This is a genomic window from Azospirillum sp. B506 (assembly GCF_000333595.1).
Taxonomy (GTDB): domain Bacteria; phylum Pseudomonadota; class Alphaproteobacteria; order Azospirillales; family Azospirillaceae; genus Azospirillum.
Genome location: NZ_BADK01000350.1, coordinates 1 through 17,274 on the forward strand (window position 1 = coordinate 1; position 17,274 = coordinate 17,274).

17 protein-coding genes are annotated in these 17,274 nt (G+C 69.4%); 11 read left to right on the forward strand and 6 right to left on the reverse strand.

The genetic code is table 11. The features are described 5' to 3' along the window. The 4 genes from I71_RS10725 to I71_RS10740 all read right to left on the reverse strand — a co-directional run. The coding region (locus I71_RS10725; protein WP_042694767.1) for a formylmethanofuran dehydrogenase subunit C at positions 1 to 616 on the reverse strand (616 nt) is incomplete at its 3' end. Beyond that, positions 613 to 1,518, reverse strand: a complete 906-nt coding sequence (gene fhcD / locus I71_RS10730) for a formylmethanofuran--tetrahydromethanopterin N-formyltransferase (protein WP_042694769.1) — start codon at positions 1,516 to 1,518, stop codon at positions 613 to 615. The genes I71_RS10725 and fhcD, both read right to left, overlap by 4 nt. After that, positions 1,509 to 3,194 carry a formylmethanofuran dehydrogenase subunit A gene (locus I71_RS10735; protein ID WP_042694771.1) on the reverse strand — a complete coding sequence of 562 codons (1,686 nt, stop codon included), beginning with the start codon at positions 3,192 to 3,194 and terminating at the stop codon, positions 1,509 to 1,511. The genes fhcD and I71_RS10735 overlap by 10 nt, the downstream gene beginning before the upstream one ends. Next, positions 3,187 to 4,497, reverse strand: a complete 1,311-nt coding sequence (locus I71_RS10740; RefSeq protein ID WP_083897090.1) for a formylmethanofuran dehydrogenase — start codon at positions 4,495 to 4,497, stop codon at positions 3,187 to 3,189. Before I71_RS10740 ends, I71_RS10735 begins: the two co-directional genes overlap by 8 nt. A 223-nt stretch (positions 4,498 to 4,720) precedes the next feature. Between I71_RS10740 and I71_RS10745 the strand changes: the two genes are divergently transcribed. Genes I71_RS10745 through fae form a run of 7 tightly spaced genes read left to right on the forward strand, consistent with a single transcriptional unit; the run spans position 4,721 to position 11,193 of the window. Next, entirely contained in the window at positions 4,721 to 5,755 is a 1,035-nt protein-coding gene (locus I71_RS10745) for a beta-ribofuranosylaminobenzene 5'-phosphate synthase family protein (protein ID WP_042694775.1), read from the forward strand. Between the two features lie 50 nt (positions 5,756 to 5,805). Continuing rightward, entirely contained in the window at positions 5,806 to 6,708 is a 903-nt protein-coding gene (locus I71_RS10750; RefSeq protein ID WP_042694777.1) for an NAD(P)-dependent methylenetetrahydromethanopterin dehydrogenase, read from the forward strand. After that, complete coding sequence (locus I71_RS10755; protein WP_244433753.1) at positions 6,705 to 7,868, forward strand: ATP-grasp domain-containing protein; 1,164 nt, start codon at positions 6,705 to 6,707, stop codon at positions 7,866 to 7,868. Before I71_RS10750 ends, I71_RS10755 begins: the two co-directional genes overlap by 4 nt. Next, positions 7,843 to 8,808 carry a methenyltetrahydromethanopterin cyclohydrolase gene (gene mch, locus I71_RS10760; protein ID WP_042694779.1) on the forward strand — a complete coding sequence of 322 codons (966 nt, stop codon included), beginning with the start codon at positions 7,843 to 7,845 and terminating at the stop codon, positions 8,806 to 8,808. The genes I71_RS10755 and mch overlap by 26 nt, the downstream gene beginning before the upstream one ends. A gap of 11 nt (positions 8,809 to 8,819) precedes the next feature. Next, positions 8,820 to 9,737, forward strand: coding sequence for a RimK family alpha-L-glutamate ligase (locus I71_RS10765; RefSeq protein WP_042694780.1), 918 nt, complete (start codon positions 8,820 to 8,822; stop codon positions 9,735 to 9,737). Beyond that, complete coding sequence (locus I71_RS39640; RefSeq protein ID WP_244433754.1) at positions 9,734 to 10,810, forward strand: triphosphoribosyl-dephospho-CoA synthase; 1,077 nt, start codon at positions 9,734 to 9,736, stop codon at positions 10,808 to 10,810. The genes I71_RS10765 and I71_RS39640 overlap by 4 nt, the downstream gene beginning before the upstream one ends. Further along, complete coding sequence (gene fae / locus I71_RS10775) at positions 10,705 to 11,193, forward strand: formaldehyde-activating enzyme (RefSeq protein ID WP_244433755.1); 489 nt, start codon at positions 10,705 to 10,707, stop codon at positions 11,191 to 11,193. The genes I71_RS39640 and fae overlap by 106 nt, the downstream gene beginning before the upstream one ends. Here fae and I71_RS10780 read toward each other — a convergent pair. Next, a complete protein-coding gene (locus I71_RS10780) occupies positions 11,172 to 11,900 on the reverse strand; it encodes a HisA/HisF-related TIM barrel protein (RefSeq protein ID WP_042694785.1) in 729 nt (242 codons plus the stop codon). The two genes, fae and I71_RS10780, sit on opposite strands and share 22 nt — an antisense overlap. Between I71_RS10780 and I71_RS10785 the strand changes: the two genes are divergently transcribed. The 4 genes from I71_RS10785 to I71_RS10800 all read left to right on the forward strand — a co-directional run bounded on the left by I71_RS10785 (position 11,899) and on the right by I71_RS10800 (position 15,722). Next, positions 11,899 to 12,891 (forward strand): ATP-grasp domain-containing protein, encoded by a 993-nt coding sequence (locus tag I71_RS10785; protein ID WP_049976034.1) that lies wholly within the window; start codon positions 11,899 to 11,901, stop codon positions 12,889 to 12,891. The two genes, I71_RS10780 and I71_RS10785, sit on opposite strands and share 2 nt — an antisense overlap. After that, positions 12,884 to 13,918, forward strand: a complete 1,035-nt coding sequence (locus tag I71_RS10790) for a hydantoinase/oxoprolinase family protein (protein ID WP_042694787.1) — start codon at positions 12,884 to 12,886, stop codon at positions 13,916 to 13,918. Before I71_RS10785 ends, I71_RS10790 begins: the two co-directional genes overlap by 8 nt. A 10-nt stretch (positions 13,919 to 13,928) precedes the next feature. Continuing rightward, the gene (locus I71_RS10795; RefSeq protein WP_049976035.1) at positions 13,929 to 14,411 is read left to right on the forward strand and encodes a GreA/GreB family elongation factor; all 483 of its coding nucleotides are present in this window, start codon (positions 13,929 to 13,931) and stop codon (positions 14,409 to 14,411) included. A 237-nt stretch (positions 14,412 to 14,648) separates the two neighbouring features. Next, complete coding sequence (locus I71_RS10800; RefSeq protein ID WP_042694788.1) at positions 14,649 to 15,722, forward strand: HAD family hydrolase; 1,074 nt, start codon at positions 14,649 to 14,651, stop codon at positions 15,720 to 15,722. A 90-nt stretch (positions 15,723 to 15,812) separates the two neighbouring features. Here I71_RS10800 and pabB read toward each other — a convergent pair whose 3' ends face one another. Further along, positions 15,813 to 17,264, reverse strand: coding sequence for an aminodeoxychorismate synthase component I (gene pabB, locus I71_RS10805; protein WP_042694791.1), 1,452 nt, complete (start codon positions 17,262 to 17,264; stop codon positions 15,813 to 15,815). Positions 17,265 to 17,274: the final 10 nt, after the last annotated feature.

Below are 17,274 nucleotides of genomic sequence, written 5' to 3' on the forward strand. Positions count from 1 at the left end.
GCGGACGGATGGTCCCGTTGCGCATGCCATGGCCCGGTGCCGCGCCGGGGGTGCCGCCGACCAGCAGGCTGCCGGCGGTCATGTGCAGGGCGGCGTAGGCGCCGACATCGCCGCCGACGGCGATCAGCCCGCGCCGCATGCGCTCGCCGACGCGGTCGCCACATCTGCCCTGGACGAGGATCCGACCGCCGGTCATCCCCGCTCGCTCGCCGGGCAGGGCGCCGCCCAGCCCATCGCCGGCATCGCCGCCGATGGACAGCACCCCGCCACGCATGGCGGCCCCGGCCGCCGATCCGACCGCCCCCTCCACCAGCAGGGCGCCCCCGCTCATGCCGGTGCCGGCGCGATGGCCGGCCGGACCGGCGACCCGGATGGTGCCGCCGGTCATCCCCGCTCCGATGAAGTCGAGCCGCCCGTCTCCCTCGATCTCGATGACCTCGCCCGGATCGCCCGCCAGATCGAACAGGTCGCCGACAGCGACCTGACTCCGGCCGAACCGCAGCGGCAGGACGGCGATTTCCGCCAGGCCCAGCCCCGCCAGCCGGTGCGGCGACAGGGGAGAGGCGTCGATGCGGCCGGTCAGCGGCCCTTTCAGACGGAAGCTCAGCACGCTCATGGCAGCAGCTCGTGAAGGTGGAAATGGTGGCGGCCCAGCTTGCCGCCGTAATTGCCGGCGGTGACGCCGCAGATGCCGGAGCCGCGGCCGCGCCCGATCAGGCATTTCAGCCCGGCGGTCATGGCGGCGGCGACATCGGCGGCGGTCAGCCCGTCGATGACGATCTCCAGCACCGATTCAACCTCTGCCGGCAGGCGGGACCGGGGCAGGCCGCGCAGGGTCGGGCAATAGGCGTCGTTGGTGGAGGCCGGCATTCCCTTGTACTTCGCCCCCACCTTGGAGCCGGAACGGACGACCCCGCCGGGGAAGGGCAGCACCACGTTGGGCACGGCGCGCATGGCGTCCGCCGCCGCTTCCGCCGCCTCCAGCGCCGCCATCCGGGCATCGGCGAGGATCAGCAGGTTGCCGCCGCCGACCGCCGGAACGCTCCAGCTCGTTTCCTCGCACAGGAACTCGCCGTCCATCACCGGGATGCGCCAATAGCGGCGCCCGCCCAGCAGCTTCGACATCTGTTGGCCGTCGCCGAAATAACGCAGCTTCTGTCCCATCGGGATCCGGTCCTCCTTCGTTCCGCGCGGCACGCCGGCGAAGCAGGCGGTGCCTGGGCAGGTCAGGATGCATTGGCCGAGCCGGGTCTCGACCTGCTTGCCCAGCACGCTGCGCCCCGTGGCGAAGAACAGCAGGGCGACGCCGGGGCGCCCGTCCGGCGTCTCCTCCGGCGTCAGCTCTCGTTCGATCCCGGCTTCGCAGCCGCAGGCGATGACCGAGGTGGCGAAGCCGGTCGCCGCCGTGCCGGCATGGCGGGCCCAGGCCAGCGTATCGGCGGTCACGATCAGCCGGGTCGCCTTCATGTCGAAGGCCTCGGCATAGCTGTTCTCGATAAGGATGCCGTTCAGAAGCATGAGTCGGACGCCGTCAGGGTCGGGACGATGGACAGGCCGCCGCGGCCGCGGTCGAGGATCTCGCCGTCCGCGATGCGGAAGTTGCCGAGCCGCACGGTCTGGTGATCCTCGAACCAGGGCTTCAGCCGCCGTTCGATGGCGGAATCGAACGCCGGCCGGACGACGATGGTGTCGCCCCAGCCGGTGGCGGTCAGTTCGCCGCTGCGCGCCACCGGCCGGCCGTTCTTGAACACCCACGCAGGTGCCGCGAACATCGCCTCGCGGTCGGGGAGGTCGTCATACACGACCACGTCGGCCACGGCGCCGGGGCGCAGATGGCCGCGGTCGCGCAACCCCAGCACGCGGGCGGGGCCGGCGCGGGTCATGATGGCGATCTCCTTCAGGCTGTATTCGCGGTCGATGGAGCCGAGCCGGCTGTGCGCTGCCACGTCGGGGTTGATCCGCGCCAGCTGCTCGTTGCGGAAGCTGCGGTCCATCAGCAGCCGGATCAGGTGCGGATAGCTGGTGAAGGGGCCGCCATTCGGATGGTCGGTGGTCAGATAGACCCGCCAGGGATCCTCGATCAGCAGGAACAGCTCCAGCCCGATGGCCCATTGCAGGGCATTGACGAAAGCCTTGTCGCGGTAGCGGAACGGCACCAATCCGCAGCCGCCGTCGCATTCGATGTCGGTGCACACCCATTTGCGCGGGCTGGCGAGACCGCTGTTGCGGAACTGCGACATGATGTCGGCCGACGCGGTGATGGTCTGGCCGAAGACGATCTGGCCGACATCGACCGAGATGTTCGGGCTGCGGTTCACCGCTTCCGCGATCTCGGCGGCGGCTGAGGAGAAACGGCGGTCGCCCTCGGTCCCGTAGCTGTGGAATTGCAGGTGCGTCAGGTGGGCGGGCAGGCCGTCCAGCGCGGCGATGGTATCGCGCGTCACAGATTCGTTGCCGGGGATGCCCAGATTGTTGCAATGGATGTGCAGCGGATGCGGCACCCCCAGGTCCGACAGCGCGGTGGCCAGCGTGATCAGGATGCGGCGCGGCGTGATGCCGTAATGGGGATGCGCCTCGTCCAGCTCCAGGCGGCGCTGGTTGAATTTGAAGGCGCTGATGCCGCCGGGATTCACCACCTTGACGCCGACCGCCTGGGTGGCGTGCAGGATCCAGGCGACATAGTCGTTGACCTCCGACTGGGTCGCCCCGGCGGCCAGCCGTTCCAGCAGGAAATCGTCGTTGCCGAGGACGGCATAGCAGCCCTTGTCGATGATCGGGACGTCGGCCAGCTCAAGATGCGTGTGGCGTGCGTTGGACGGCAGCATCGCCGGCTCGAACGCCGCCGTGTAGCCCATTTCGGTGTAGCGGTAGCCGGTGACGAAGCTGGACGGGGTGAACAGGCCGCTGCCCGACCGGCGCAGGCCGTCCGGGCCGCTGCCGTGCTCGCGATGCTCCTCCGGCAGCAGCAGGCGGGCGAGGTTCACCTTGCCGCCGCCGATGTGGCTGTGGATGTCGATGGCGCCGGCCATGACGATGCGGCCGCCCAGGTCGATCACCTCGCCGATGCGGGCACCCTCCGGAGGCGGGGCGGCGATGCGGCCGTCCTTCAGATACAGATCGCGCAGTCCGTCGTCCGCGCCCATGGCGGGATCGCAGACACGGCCGCCGCGCAGCAGGGTGTAGGCGTCAGACATGCGCTGTCTCCCGGATCGCGACGGGAAGAGGTGGGGTGGGAAGCCGGTCGAGCAGGGCGTTCAGCACCGACGCTGCCGTCGGCAAAGTGACCGATCGCAGGCGGCGCAGGGGTAGGGCGGCGACACCGTCGCCGCGGTGGATGCTGCCGGCATGGTCGAGGCCGGGGATGGCGACCGGAATCAGCACCTCCGGGTCATAGGGCAGGGGTTGTCCAGGGCGGGCGAGCACGACCATCGGTGTGCGGGTGTCCGGCAGTTCCGCGCCGTTCAGGGCCGACAGCCAGACAAGCGCGTCGATCCCGCCCCCGGCCAGCAGGCCTTTCAGCCGGTAGCGCAAAGGATCGTGCTCCGGCGGGCCGGCTCCCAGGCGGGAGCGCAACGGCACGCCATACTGCCAGGCGCAGACGTAATTGGCGCCCAGCGCGTTGCCCTTGCCGCCCAACGGCAGTCCGGCACAGCGGGTGGAGACATTGGCGCTCACGACCAGCCGGTTGAAGGCTTCGATGGCGATATCGCCGTCCGCCGGATCGAGAGTGGCGGCGATCCAGCCGACGACGCCGAAGCGTGCCTCGAGCAACGCGGTGCCGACACGGGCGAGATCCTCCATCGCGATACCGCCCACCCGGTGTCCACGCGGGGTTTCGCCAGCCATCAGCTGTGCCAGGGCGGCGGCGATGGCGGGGGCGTGGGTCAGGTCGGCGGTCAGGCGCTCGAAGCCTTCCGGCACCGGCCCATGACCGGGACCGATGAGAAAGCCGCGCGCGGCGCCGGCATCGCGGAACAGGGCGGCCGGCGGATGGACGATGCGCTCGAACAGGCGGGGCGCATGGCGGTCGAACTCTGCCCCGAACAGCACGAACAGATCGGCGCGGTTGCGCAGCTCGCCGAAGGTGGCGGTCATCGCACCGCTCACCTGGAGGGCGCGCAGGCCGTGGAACAGGCTGTCGGACGCCGCGTGGTCGACCACCGCCCCCAGCCGTTCCGCCAGTGCCAGCGCGGCGGAGATTCCCTCGGTGTCGGCGGCCAGTCCCCCGACGGCCGGCGAGGTGGCGGCCCGCAGCACTGCCGCCGCCGCGTCCAGCGCCTCGTCGAGCGGTACGGCCCGGCCCTTTACGAAGCAGTGGGCCGACAACGCCGGAAGCGCGAACAGGGTGCGCGCCCGTGCACAGCCGTTGGCGGTCACCCTGATCTGGCCGGTCCGGTCGCGTGCGACCGTGAGGTCGTCGCAGGCCATTGCACAGAATGGGCAAACGACATCGCTCATCGGCGATGGGAGATCGGTCCCACCGGGCTCGTAGTCCATGTCCCAGACCCCATAGGTGATGTCGATAGTAGGAAGTATTTAAAAAATAACGCGCGAAAATGCGTCTCATTTCCTAATAGGAACAAGCATTCGGCGGTCTCTTTTTTGTTTCATCATATACTGAATAATCCGTTTTTATTGAAGTTCCCATTGATTTTGCTGCCGTCGATTTTATTATGTTCAAAAGGCGGCTGGTCGCCTTGGCTTTTGCGACAGGTAGGCCATGATTTGCGGCGAACAGCACAGGACGGTCGAAGCGGTGCGGGTGGAGGTGCCCGCACGGCTGCATCTCGGGTTCCTCGACATGGAGGGCGGGTTGGGCCGGCGCTTCGGCAGCCTGGGCCTGACGCTCGACGGGCTGGGAACGGAGTTGACGCTGGAGCGGGGCGAGGCGGCCAATGATACGGCGGATCGGCCTGCCTGCCGGGCGCGGGGGTATCTTGACCGGCTGTGCGATGCGCTGGACCTGGAGAACCGCTTTTCCCTGCGCCTCGGCCGGACGATTCCCTCCCATTCCGGGCTTGGGTCGGGCACACAGCTGGCGCTGGCCGTCGGGGCGGCCCTGTCCGCGTTGACCGGCCGGCCGCTGCCGCCGCGCCGGGTCGCCAGCCTGCTGGATCGCGGGGCGCGGTCGGGCATCGGGGTCGGAGCCTTTGAGCAGGGCGGCGTGATCCTGGATGGCGGCAAGGGTGCGCTCGACGAGCCGCCGCCGGTCATCAGCCGCATGGCTCTACCGGAGGCATGGAGAGTGCTGCTGGTGTTCGACGACGCCAACCGTGGCCTGTCGGGAACGGCCGAAACGGTCGCCTTCCGCGATCTGCCGCCCTTTCCTGCGGACAAGGCCGCCTATCTGTGCCGGCTGGCGCTGATGGTCGGGTTGCCTGCGCTGGCGGAAGGCGATGCGGTCCGGTTCGGTACCGCGGTGACGGAACTGCAGAGCGTGGTCGGCGACCATTTCGCCCCGGCCCAGGGCGGCCGTTTCAGCAGTCCGGACGTGGCCGAGGTGCTGCGCTGGCTGCCGTCGGTGGGAGCGACGGGCGTGGGGCAGAGTTCCTGGGGGCCGACCGGATTCGCCATCTTTGGCGATGCAGGATCGGCGGAGCGCGCCGCGGAGGGCGCGCGCGCACGCTGGCGGACGCGGGCCAATCTGCGCGTCCTCGTCTGCCGGGGGCGTAACCGTGGCGCGGTGGTGGAGCCTTTCGTCGAGCACAGCGCAGTCGCTGCCGGATATGAAACAGTCGCAAAAAAGACAGCGTGAAGCCATTAAGTGAAAGACAGTGCCGTGAAGCGAACCAAGGACTTCGTTTCATGGAAAAGCCCTACATTATTCACGCTATTACTCCGGTAAAAGCGGTCAGTCCATTTGATATCAATATGGCGTGCGATGCCGGTTATGGCGTTGTGGTGCCGTACACCAATGTCGAGACTGGTGAAGTTCCGGGTCTTGTCCAGGACATGATCTTTTCGCGTGCGCCGGGCGATGCCAAGCGGACCGGCCTGTTCATCGCCGGCCGCGACATCCTGAAGGCGCTGGACATGCTGGAGGCGGCCCGCCGGGCCATGGTGCCGCCGTTTGAAATTTCCGTCTTCGCCGACCCGTCGGGCGCCTACACCACCGCCGCGGCGATGATCGCGAAGGTCGAGGCCCAGCTTGAGAGGGCCGGGATGGGCCTGGCCGGGGCGCGGATCGCGGTGTTCGGCGGCAAGGGGCCGGTGGGCGGTGTCGCGGCGGTGCTGGCGGCGCGCGCCGGAGCGTCGGTGCAGCTGGTCGGCCATGACGGTGCTGCATCCGTTGCCGAGCGTGCGGCCTCCTACCTTCAGCGGTTCGGCGTAACTCTGGGTGCGGTGGACGGCTCGACGGACGCGCACAAGGGCACCATCCTGGCGGAGACCGATGTGGTGCTGGCGGTCGCCCGCGCCGGCGTGCAGGTGCTGAGCCGCGCGCAGATCGCCGCCGCGGGTTCGGTGCGGGTGGTGGCCGACGTCAATGCCGTGCCGCCGGCCGGCGTGGAGGGGGTGGACGCCTTCAGCGACGGTGTGCCCATCGAGGGGACCCACGCGGTCGGCATCGGTGCGCTCGCCATCGGGAACGTGAAGTTCAAGACCCAGCATGGCCTGTTCAAGGCGATGCGCGAGGCGGTGAGGCCGGTTTATCTGGCGTTCGACGACGCCTTCGCCCTGGCCCGCGCCCAATGCCGGAAAGCGGCGTGATCCTGGTCGCCGCCCTGTCGGGCCGGGCCATCGCCCAGGCGGTGGCGCGTACCGGCGCCGTTGTGGCGACGCTGGACCAGTTCGGCGATGCCGATCTGCCGGCGCCCGCAAGCCGCGTGCCGGGCGATCCCCTCGTCGGCTTCGATGGGAAGGCGCTGATCGCCGCCGCTCGGGACCTGGCTTCTCCGGGCAGCGCATTGGTCGTCGGATCGGGGTTCGAGCAGGCGCCCGATCTGCTGGCCGCCCTGATGCAGGCGGGTCCCTACCGTCTGCTCGGCAACCGGCCGGAGGTGGTGCGGGCGGTCAAGGATCCGGCCTGTTTCGCCGCGCGGCTGGCGACGCTGGGGCTGGAGGCTCTGGGCATCTCGCATCCGGACACGCGGACCGAAGCTCCCCTTTGTGTTGCGCCGGAGACGTGGCTGGTCAAGCGCACCGGGGCGGCCGGGGGGTGGCACATCGCGCCGTGGGACGGCGGTCCGCTGCCGGGCGGGCATTACCTGCAACGGCGGGCGGTTGGCCGGCCAACCTCCGTCGCCTTCATCGCCGACCGATCCGGCCGGTGCGAGCTGGTGGCGATCAGCCGGCAATGGGCCGATCCGACGCCGGGTTCGCCCTTCCGCTATGGCGGGGCGGTGCTGCCGGTGGCGCTACAGCCGTCGCTGATCGACCGGCTGGCGGAGGCGGTGCGCCGCATCGCCAGGGCGTTCGGTCTGGTCGGGCTGAACAGCCTGGATCTGCTGGTCGACGGTACGGGCATCACGGTGCTGGAGGTCAACCCGCGTCCGGGTGCCACGCTCGACCTGCTCGAACGCCACCGGCAGGGCGGGGTGATGCGTGCCCATCTCGACGCCTCCGCCGGACGCGACTGGAAACTGGGGGCGCCGCGGCCGGGCGTCATCGCCGGGGCGGTCGCCTACGCCGCCGCCGCGCTGACGGTGTCGGACAAACGCACCTGGGCACCCTGGTGCGCCGACTTGCCCAGGGCGGGCAGCACCATCGAGGCAGGGCAGGCGCTGTGCAGCGTCACCGCCTGGGGCGGGGACGAGGAGGAGGCGCGCCGCCGCCTGTCCCGTCGCATCGAACGCATCGTCGCGGACTGCGCACCGCGGGCCTGCCTTTTGGAGAGAACCACCGATGTCTTCCCTTCCCTTCAGTGTTAACCGGCTCGCCGCCCCGCTGGTCCATGCGCTGGTGGCGGATGCCGCCCTGCTGCGGATCGGGGTGGAGCAGCATCCGGCCGGCTGTACCGTGATCGACGCCGGCATCGACCGGCCCGGCAGCCTGGAGGCCGGACGCCGCATCGCCGAGATCTGCATGGGCGGCGCCGGCAGCGTGCGCATCGCCATGGATTCCCCCTTCGCCCATTGGCCGGCGCAGGTGACGGTGGGCGCGGCCGATCCGGTCCTGGCCTGCCTGGGCAGCCAATATGCCGGCTGGAGCCTGTCCGGCGAGAAATTCTCGGCCCTCGGTTCCGGCCCCGGCCGCGCCCTGGCGCTGAAGGAGCCGCTGTTCGCCGAACTCGGCTATCGCGACATGGCCGACCGTGCCGTGCTGGTGCTGGAGACGGACAAGCGGCCACCGGCATCGGTGGTGGAGAAGGTGGCGCGCGATTGCGGCGTGCCGATAGAGCGCGTGACCCTGATCCTGACGCCGACCCGCAGCCCGGCCGGCATCGTCCAGGTCGTCGCGCGGGTGCTGGAGGTGGGACTGCACAAGCTGCATGCCCTGCATTTCCCATTGGAGCGGGTGCGCGACGGCGTCGGCTGTGCCCCGCTGCCACCGCCGGGCCGGGATTTCGTCCAGGCGATGGGGCGGACCAACGACGCCATCCTGTTCGGCGGCAGCGTCCATCTGCTGGTCGACGGGCCGGACGACGACGCGGCCGATCTGGCGGCCCGCCTGCCCAGCTCGGCCTCCACCGACTACGGCCGCCCCTTCGCCGACCTGTTCGCGGCGAGCGGCTACGACTTCTTCAAGATCGATCCGATGCTGTTCAGCCCGGCCCGCGTGATCGTCACCGCCTTCGAGAGCGGCCGGAGCTTCAGCGCCGGGACGCTGGCTCCGGCTCTGCTCGACCGCTCCTTCGGCATCGGCGGCTAGGAGGCCTGGCCATGGGGCGGACCCGAATCGCCATCTTCGTGGACGGCGCCGACTGGCACACCCGTCGGCTGAGCGCCGCCTTTGCCCGCCGCGGCGCGGAGGCCGTCCCGGTGCCGCTGGGCGCCTGCGGTTTCGGTCCGGACGGGCCGATGATTCCGGGCTTCGACGGCGGACTGCCCGACGCCTGCCTGGTCCGCACCATTTCCGCCGGCAGCTTCGAGCAGGTGACGCTGCGGCTCGGCATGCTGCATGCGCTGGCCCATCGCGGGGTGCCGGTGGCCAACAATCCGGCCTCGATCGAGCGCTGCGTCGACAAGAGCGCCACTGCCTTCCGGCTGGCGGCCGCTCGCGTGCCGACCCCGCGCACCTGGACCGTCGCCGATCCCGTCCAGGCGTCCGCCATCCTGGCCGCCCTTCATGCCGAGGGCCGGGCCGCGGTGCTGAAGCCGCTGTTCGGGTCGCAGGGCAAGGGGCTGCGACGGCTCGATCCCGGCATGGAACTGCCGGTACCGGATGAGGTCTCCGGCGTCTATCACCTGCAGGATTATGTCGGCGCTGCGGATGGCGGTTGGTTCGACTGGCGCGTCTTCGTGGTCGATGGGCGTCCGCTCTCCGCGATGGTCCGCCAGGGCGACCACTGGATCACCAATGTGAAGCAGGGCGCACGCTGTCATCCGGCCAATCCGGTCGGCGTGCTTGGAGACCTGGCCGTGGCCGCCGCCGCCGCCGTGGGGGCCGATTATGCCGGGGTGGATGTCATCCGTGCGCCCGATGGCCGCTTCCTGGTGCTGGAGGTCAACAGCATGCCGGCATGGCGTGGCCTTCAGGCGGTGACGCCCGTGGATGTGGCGCAGGCGCTGGCCGATCTGGTTCTGGCCCGTCTGGCGTCGACCCCGCCGGTGTCGGCGGACGCCCGGAGGGCGGGATGAGCGCCCTGCTGCCGACGCCGGGTCGCCATTGCCGGACCCTGGTGGAGGAGGCGGTGTTCACCGCATGCCGGCTTGAGCTGATGGCGCTGAAGCCCGGCAACGTCCACATCCATGCCGAAGGCCACGGGATGACCGTGGCGCAGTTCCTGGACAGTGCAGCCGCCATCGCTCCGATCCTCGCCACGCCGGGCCGCAGGGTGGGGGAGGCGATCCTGCGCGCCGTCGAGGCGACGCAGGGCGTTGCCGGCTGCAACACCAATCTCGGCATCGTCCTGCTGCTGGCGCCGCTGGCCGGCGCGGCGCTGTGCCGCGACAAGGGCGAGCCGCTGCGGCTGCGGCTGGCGCGGGTGCTCGACGGGCTGGGCGTCGCCGATGCCACCGACGCCTTCGCGGCGATCCGCCTGGCGCTGCCCGCCGGGCTGGGCGAGGCCCCGCAGCATGACGTCGCCGAGGCGCCGCGGATCGACCTGCGGGCGGCGATGGCGACTGCGGCCGACCGCGACCTGATCGCGCGGCAGTATGCCACCGCCTTTGCCGACGTCTTCACCTTCGGCGTGGCCCGCGGACGGTCGGCGTTGCGTCGCGGCGCCAGCGCCGCGGAGGCGGCGAGCGCCATCCATCTGGGATTCATGGCGTTGCATCCCGACACCCACATCGCCCGCAAACATGGCGCGGCGGCGGCGGAGCGGGTGCGGGATCAGGCATTCCGGCTGGAACGGCGTCTTTCCACAGGCCCGACTTTCGGCAGTCACGCCGGAGCGGCCCGCCGGCTCCTCGCTTTCGACCGCGCGCTGAAGCGCCGCGGCCTCAATCCGGGCACGTCCGCCGATCTGACGGTGGCCTGCCTGTTCGTGCTTCGGCTGGCCGGCGAACTGCCGGCCGGGCCGTGGCCGCCGGAGAACAACCGGCGGAATCTGATCGAACCAACCATCGCAAGGGATGCGCAATGCCTAAGATCGACAAGGTTATGGTCGGCGAAGCTCTGGTGGGCGACGGCAACGAAGTCGCCCACATCGATCTCATCATCGGTCCGCGCGGCAGTGCCGCCGAAACCGCCTTCTGCCAGACCCTGACCAACCAGAAGGAAGGCGTGAACGGCCTGCTGGCCGTGCTGGCGCCGAACCTGATGGTCAAGCCGTCCACGGTCATGTTCAACAAGGTGACGATCAAGAACGCCAAGCAGGCCGTGCAGATGTTCGGGCCGGCCCAGCGCGCCGTCGCCCTGGCGGTCGCCGAATGCGTCCAGGACGGCACCATCCCGGCGGACGAGGCCGACGACCTGTTCATCTCGGTCGGCGTCTTCATCCACTGGCAGGCGGAGGATGACCGCAAGATCCAGGACTACAACCATGAGGCCACCAAGCTGGCGCTGAAGCGCGCCATCGCCGGCAGCCCGACCGCCCAGGAAATGCTGGACGGCATGGCCGCGGCGGTTCACCCGTTCGCCGCCTCCTGATCGGAGACGAAACGAGCGAGCGTTCCGGCGTCGAGGCGCCGGTCGTGGAGAGCGCTGGCCACCAGCACGGCATCGGCGCCATGCGTGGCCAGCGCGTCCAGATCCGCCGCATCGCGCACGCCGCCGGCCCCCCACACCCGAACCCCCGGGCGTCGGGCCGCCAGCGTGACGATGCGGTCCAGGTCCGGACCCTCGCCGGAGCCGACCCGGTCCAGCGTCATGGCGATCACCCGCGCGGGCCAGCAGCCGGCATCCTCATGCAGCGCCGCCGGTCCCAGCGCTTCGCCCCGCCGGAGATCCAGCGACAGCGCCACCCGGTCCTCACCGGTCAGCGCCAGCGCCGCCTCCAGCGTCTTGCCGTCGGTCTGGCTTTCGCTGCCGATCACCAGATGGCCGAGGCCGGCATCGAGCCAACGGCGGCAGTCGTCCGGCGTCGCCAGCCCGGCATCGACCCAGAAGGCGACCTCCGGCCAGCGCGCCTGGAGAGCGGCCACGGTGGCACGATGGTCGCCATTCCCGCGGATCGCGTCGAGATCGGCGACATAGCAGGCGCGGAAGGGTTGCAGCGCCAGCAGCGCGGCCACGATATCCTGCGGTGCCGATCCAACGGTCAGCCCGCTTTCGATGGGGCGGTAGCGGTCGCGCTCCCCCCGCTTGGCATGAACCACCTGCCCGCCCAGCAGGTCGATGACGGGAACGATGTCCATGGAGAACAGCCTTCGTCGGATTCTGGTCTGCGAGTATGTCACCGGCGGCGCACTGTGCAACGGGCCGCTGCCGACGGACCTGATGGATGAGGCCAACGCGATGGTCGCGGCCCTCGTCGGCGATCTGGTCGCGCTGGATGGCATACACGTCACGCTGTGCTGGGACAACCGGCTTTCCCCGCCGTCCTTTCCGTCCGACCGGGTCGCCCTGTTCCCGGTGACGCCGGGCGAGGAACCGGAGGCGCGCTGGCGCGCGGCCGCCGCCCTGTGCGACGTGGTCTGGCCGATTGCGCCGGAAAGCGACGGTCTGCTGGGTCATGTCGCCGCCCTGTTCCGCAGCACCGGCCGGCCGGTGGTCGCCTGCGCTCCCGACGCCATCGCACTCGCATCGTCGAAGACGGCGACGGCGGCCCGGCTGGCCGCCCACGGCATCGCAGCCATTCCCACCGTTCCCTTGGGCGCCCCGCCGCCGCCCGCCACCCGCCATGTGGTGAAGCCGGACGATGGTGCCGGCTGTCTCGACACCTTCATCGTCGACGAGATCGGCGCCTGGACTCCTCCACATGCCGGGCGCTGGATCGTCCAGCCGCTGGTGGAGGGGGAGGCGTGCAGCCTGTCGATGCTGGTCGATGCCGCCGGCGGGGTGCGGCTGCTCGGTTGCAACCGTCAGACGGTGGAGCGCGGGGAGGGGAGCTTCTCCTTCCATGGCGTGGAGGTCGGTGCGATGGAGCACCGCCGTGCCGCCTGGGAGCCGCTGGCCCGCGCCATTGCCGCGGCGATTCCGGGCCTGCGCGGCTATGTCGCCGTCGATCTCATCGACCGGCCTGACGGCCCAGAGGGGAATGGCCCGGTGGTGGTGGAGGTGAATCCGCGCCTGTCCGTCGGCTATTCCGGGCTGTCGCGGGTGCTGGGCTGGAACCCGGCGGGCGATATCCTGGCTCTGTTCAACACCGCATCGGCCGACGCAGGCCGGGAGGGCGTGCATGTCTGACATCGTCGGATCGTCCATGATCGGCTGGGACATCGGCGGCGCCCACCTGAAGGCGGCCTGGGCGGAGAATGGCCGTTTGCGCGATGCGGTGCAGGTGCCATGCCGGCTCTGGCAAGGGCTGGCGGAACTGGACGCGGCCCTCGCCACCGTGCTGGAGCGGCTGCCGGCCGACGCCGACCATGTGGTGACGATGACCGGCGAACTGGTCGACCTGTTCGACGACCGCACCCAGGGCGTGCACACGCTGATCGACCGGATGGCGGCGGCACTGCCGCAGGGGCGGCTGCGAATCTATGCCGGCCGGCGCGGGCTTCTGTCGCCCCGGGAGGCGCGTGGACAGGTGATGGAGGTGGCCTCGGCCAACTGGATGGCGACAGCCGCCGTGGTCGCCCGGCGCCTGCCGGCGGCGCTGCTGGTTGACATGGGCAGCACCACAACGGACATCGTGTCGGTGCGCGACGGCGCCGTGGTGGCGCGTGGCGTCACCGATCACGAGCGGATGGCGGTTGAGGAACTGCTCTATACCGGACTGACCCGCACGGCGGTGATGGCGATGGAGCGCACCGCCCTGGTCGCGGGCGAACGCTTGCCGATGATGGCCGAATATTTCGCCACCAGCGCCGACCTCTACCGTGTGCTGGGCCGGCTGGACGAGGCCGCGGACCAGCACCCCGCCGCAGACAACGGGGCGAAGACGATCGAGGCCAGCCGGCGCCGTCTGGCCCGCATGGTCGGGCACGATGCCGGCGACTACGATCCGGCGGTCTGGCGGGCGATGGCCGGCGACCTGACCGAACGCCAGTTGCGCCGCATCCACGACGCCGCTTGTCGCGTGTTGTCGGCCGGAGAGTCGTCTCTTCCGGATGAGGCTCCTGTGGTCGGGGCCGGCGTAGGTCGTGCCGTGGTGAAGGAGGTGGCCGCTCGGCTTGGCCGCCCCTATCGGGACTTCTGCGACGTGGTGGACGCCCCTGGGCAGGGTTGGGTCGCCAGCTGCGCGCCCGCCGCCGCGATGGCGTTGCTCGGTTGAGGGCAATGAGATGAGCCGCGCCTTCGTCAAGGAAAGCGACGCCGAAACCGAGGGGCCGCTGCCGCAGATCAATGGACCTCTGCATGTGTCCGCCGCAACCGTCGCCGCCTGGCAGGAGGAACTTGCCGCGGCCGACGCGGACATCGCGAAATTGCGCGGTTCCGATACGCCGGAGGACCGGCAGGCGATGAGCAGCGCCAAGCGGCGAGCCGACCTGCTGCGCGCGCGTCTGGCCGCCGCCGTCGTGGTCCGCCCGGCCGGTCCGGCGGAAGAGGCCGGCTTCGGCTCCGTCATCGTCGCCGAGGATGAAAACGGGCGGCAATGGACTTTCACGTTGGTGGGTGGGCAGGAGGCCGATCCTGCCGCCGGTCGGATCAGCTGGCAATCGCCGTTGGGTGAGGCTCTGATCGGGGGGCGGGCCGGCGACGTGGTGGACTGGCCGCGCCGGGATGGCCCGCTGTCCCTCACCATCCGTTCGGTCTCGCCACACTGACCGCTTACAGGAAATCCAAGAATTTCTTCTGTGTAGGCGACGGGTTCTGGCCAATCCACGACAGGTCACCAAAATTAGATTCAGTAGACATGCGTAATTAAACTGTCATAAACTGTGCCTCTCAACTGAAAAATCTTAGGCAGTTCGGGATTATCCCCAGAACAGTCGGTACCACTCCAACATAGTGGTTCCGATCTCGAAGAATTGTGTCTTTGAACAGGGAAAGAAAGGACGCAGATGAAGACGCTTTTCCGGTCCGCATTTCTCGCGGGCATGGTCGCGATGGCCCCGATGGCGGCCATGGCCCAATCGGGCACCGCCCAACCGCTCGCGCATTGGCCGGCGGAAGCGGCGGCGAGCCTCAAGACGCTGGTGTCCGCCAATGCCGGCAAGGGTGCCTATGCGGTGTTCGATGCCGACAACACGCTCTACCGCTACGACCTTGAAGAATCCCTGCTGCCCTATCTGGAGCGCAAGGGCGTGCTGTCGCGCGAGAGCATGGATCCCTCCTTGAAGATCATCCCGTTCAAGGACGTGAACGGGCACAAGGAAAGCCTGAACAGCTATTATTACCGGCTGTGCGAGATCGACGATCAGGTGTGCTATCCCTGGGTGGCGCAGATCTTCTCCGGCTTCACCCTGACCCAGTTGAAGGGCTTCATCGACGAGATGCTGGCCGACGGCAAGCCGATCCCCGCCACCTATTACGACGGCGACGCGGTCAAGACGGTCGAGGTCAGTCCGCCAAAATTCTACACCGGCCAGCAGGAGCTGGTGAACCACCTGACCGCCAACGGGATCGAGGTCTATGTCGTGACCGCCGCCAGCGAGGAATTGGTGCGGATGGTCCTGTCCGATCCGAAATACGGCTACAACATCAAGCCGCAGAACGTCATCGGCGTCACCATGCTGCTGAAGAACCGCGCCACCGGCGAGGTGACCACGGCGCGCAAGCTGATCGCCGATGGAAAATACGACTGGGCCAAGACGATGGACCTGGAACTCGGCACCTATCTGTGGGCGCCGCTGACCTGGTTTGCCGGCAAGCACGCGGCGATCCTCACCTACATCGACCAGTGGAAGAAGCCGGTGCTGGTGGCGGGAGACACCCCGACCAGCGATGGTTACATGCTGCTCCATTCCACCGACGCGGCGAATGGCGGCGTCAGGGTCTGGGTCAACCGCAAGGACAAATATATGAAGCAGATCAAGCAGATGTGGGAAGCGGCCGCCGCTGGCCAGGCGGCGCAGAATCTGCCGGTCCTCGCCGACCGGAACTGGGTCGTCGTCCAGCCGAACGACATCCAGTGACGTCGGCGGCTCTGGCCGGCCGTTTCTGAACACACGAAGGCCCCGACCGTTTCGACGGCCGGGGCCTTCCCTTTTATCGATCGGCTTTGATCAGCCGCCATCCAGGGCGCGCAGCAACGGGCGGATCTTCACCATCATCTCGTCATGCTCGCGGCCGGGATCGGAATCGGCGACGATGCCGCCGCCGGCCTGGGCGATGACCCGGTCGGGCGTGACGGTCAGGGTGCGGATGACGATGCTGCTGTCCATCGCCCCGTCGAAGCCGATCCAGGCGACCGACCCGCAATAGGCGCCGCGCCGGGAGAATTCCAGCTCGTCGATGATCTCCATGGCGCGGATCTTCGGGGCGCCCGTGATGGAGCCGCCGGGAAAGGTGGCGCGCAGCAGATCGACCGGCCCCAGTCCCGGCTTCAACCGCCCTTCGATCACCGACACCAGATGATGGACGGAGGCGAAGCGCTCCACCCCGCAAAGGACCGGCACCTTGACGCTGCCGATGCGCGCCACGCGGCCGATGTCGTTGCGCAGCAGGTCCGTGATCATCAGATTCTCGGCCCGGTCCTTGATGCTGTGTTCAAGCTCGCGGGCCAAGGCGTCGTCCTCTGCTGCGGTGGCGCCGCGCGGGCGGGTTCCCTTGATCGGGCGGGTTTCCATCCGCCCGTCGGCATGCAACCGGATGAAGCGTTCCGGCGAGGCGCTGGCGAGACCGCTGCCGCCGGGCAGGGATAGGCAGGCCGCGAAGGGGGCGGGACTGAGCGCCAGCAGGCGGCGGTAGAGATCGAACACCGGCAGACCGTCCGGACGCTCGGCCAGGAAACGCCCGGTGAAGTTGGCCTGGAAGATGTCGCCCGCGCCAATGTACTCCAGCACCCGTTCCACCCGGCGGCAATATTCGTCGCGTTCGATTTCCGGCCGCCAGACGGCGGTGGCAGGCGAGGGCGGCGGCAGGTCGGCAGGCGCTGCCTCCAGCGCATCGGCGACCGAGTGCAGGCGCCGGGCGGCCCGGATGCGGCGTCCGACCGGGCTGCGCTCGGGGAAGCCGCTGGACAGGATCCAGCCGCGCCGTTCCCGCTCATCGAAGACGATGACGGTGTCATAGAGACCGAAGGCCATGTCGGGCAGGCCGGTGTCGTCGCCATGGCGCGCCGGCAGGCGTTCCAGCACCTGTCCCAACTCATAGCCGAGGAAGCCGACGGCTCCGCCGGCGAACGGAACGGGCAGATCGGGAGGAAGGGGCAGGCGGTGGGCGTCGAGCTGCTGTTCCAGCACGGTGAACGGATCGCCGGCTACTGGATGGCCGTCCACGGTGACGGAGCCGCCGTGGGCCTCGATGGTACGGAACGGGTCTACGGCGACGATGCTCCATCGGCCCCGCCCGCCGGCCTCCGCGGCGCTGTGCAGGAGGGTGGCAAAAGGCTGGCCGGACCAGGGGGCGAAGGCGGCGACCGGATCGCGGTAGGGGATCTCGCGGATCAGCAGCGCGCACTCGTCACCCGCGCTCTCCCCGGCGGGAAGGTCGAAGACAAGGCCATCCTGTGGCATGCGTCAGGCT

Bases quoted from the DNA above. Each gene is read 5' to 3' on its own strand.
- fhcD (WP_042694769.1), bottom strand. From the start codon at position 1,518: ATGCTTCTGAACGGCATCCTTATCGAGAACAGCTATGCCGAGGCCTTC.
- I71_RS10735 (WP_042694771.1), bottom strand. From the start codon at position 3,194: ATGTCTGACGCCTACACCCTGCTGCGCGGCGGCCGTGTCTGCGATCCC.
- I71_RS10740 (WP_083897090.1), bottom strand. From the start codon at position 4,497: ATGGACTACGAGCCCGGTGGGACCGATCTCCCATCGCCGATGAGCGAT.
- I71_RS10745 (WP_042694775.1), top strand. From the start codon at position 4,721: ATGATTTGCGGCGAACAGCACAGGACGGTCGAAGCGGTGCGGGTGGAG.
- I71_RS10750 (WP_042694777.1), top strand. From the start codon at position 5,806: ATGGAAAAGCCCTACATTATTCACGCTATTACTCCGGTAAAAGCGGTC.
- mch (WP_042694779.1), top strand. From the start codon at position 7,843: ATGTCTTCCCTTCCCTTCAGTGTTAACCGGCTCGCCGCCCCGCTGGTC.
- I71_RS10765 (WP_042694780.1), top strand. From the start codon at position 8,820: ATGGGGCGGACCCGAATCGCCATCTTCGTGGACGGCGCCGACTGGCAC.
- I71_RS39640 (WP_244433754.1), top strand. From the start codon at position 9,734: ATGAGCGCCCTGCTGCCGACGCCGGGTCGCCATTGCCGGACCCTGGTG.
- fae (WP_244433755.1), top strand. From the start codon at position 10,705: ATGGTCGGCGAAGCTCTGGTGGGCGACGGCAACGAAGTCGCCCACATC.
- I71_RS10785 (WP_049976034.1), top strand. From the start codon at position 11,899: ATGGAGAACAGCCTTCGTCGGATTCTGGTCTGCGAGTATGTCACCGGC.
- I71_RS10780 (WP_042694785.1), bottom strand. From the start codon at position 11,900: ATGGACATCGTTCCCGTCATCGACCTGCTGGGCGGGCAGGTGGTTCAT.
- I71_RS10790 (WP_042694787.1), top strand. From the start codon at position 12,884: ATGTCTGACATCGTCGGATCGTCCATGATCGGCTGGGACATCGGCGGC.
- I71_RS10795 (WP_049976035.1), top strand. From the start codon at position 13,929: ATGAGCCGCGCCTTCGTCAAGGAAAGCGACGCCGAAACCGAGGGGCCG.
- I71_RS10800 (WP_042694788.1), top strand. From the start codon at position 14,649: ATGAAGACGCTTTTCCGGTCCGCATTTCTCGCGGGCATGGTCGCGATG.
- pabB (WP_042694791.1), bottom strand. From the start codon at position 17,264: ATGCCACAGGATGGCCTTGTCTTCGACCTTCCCGCCGGGGAGAGCGCG.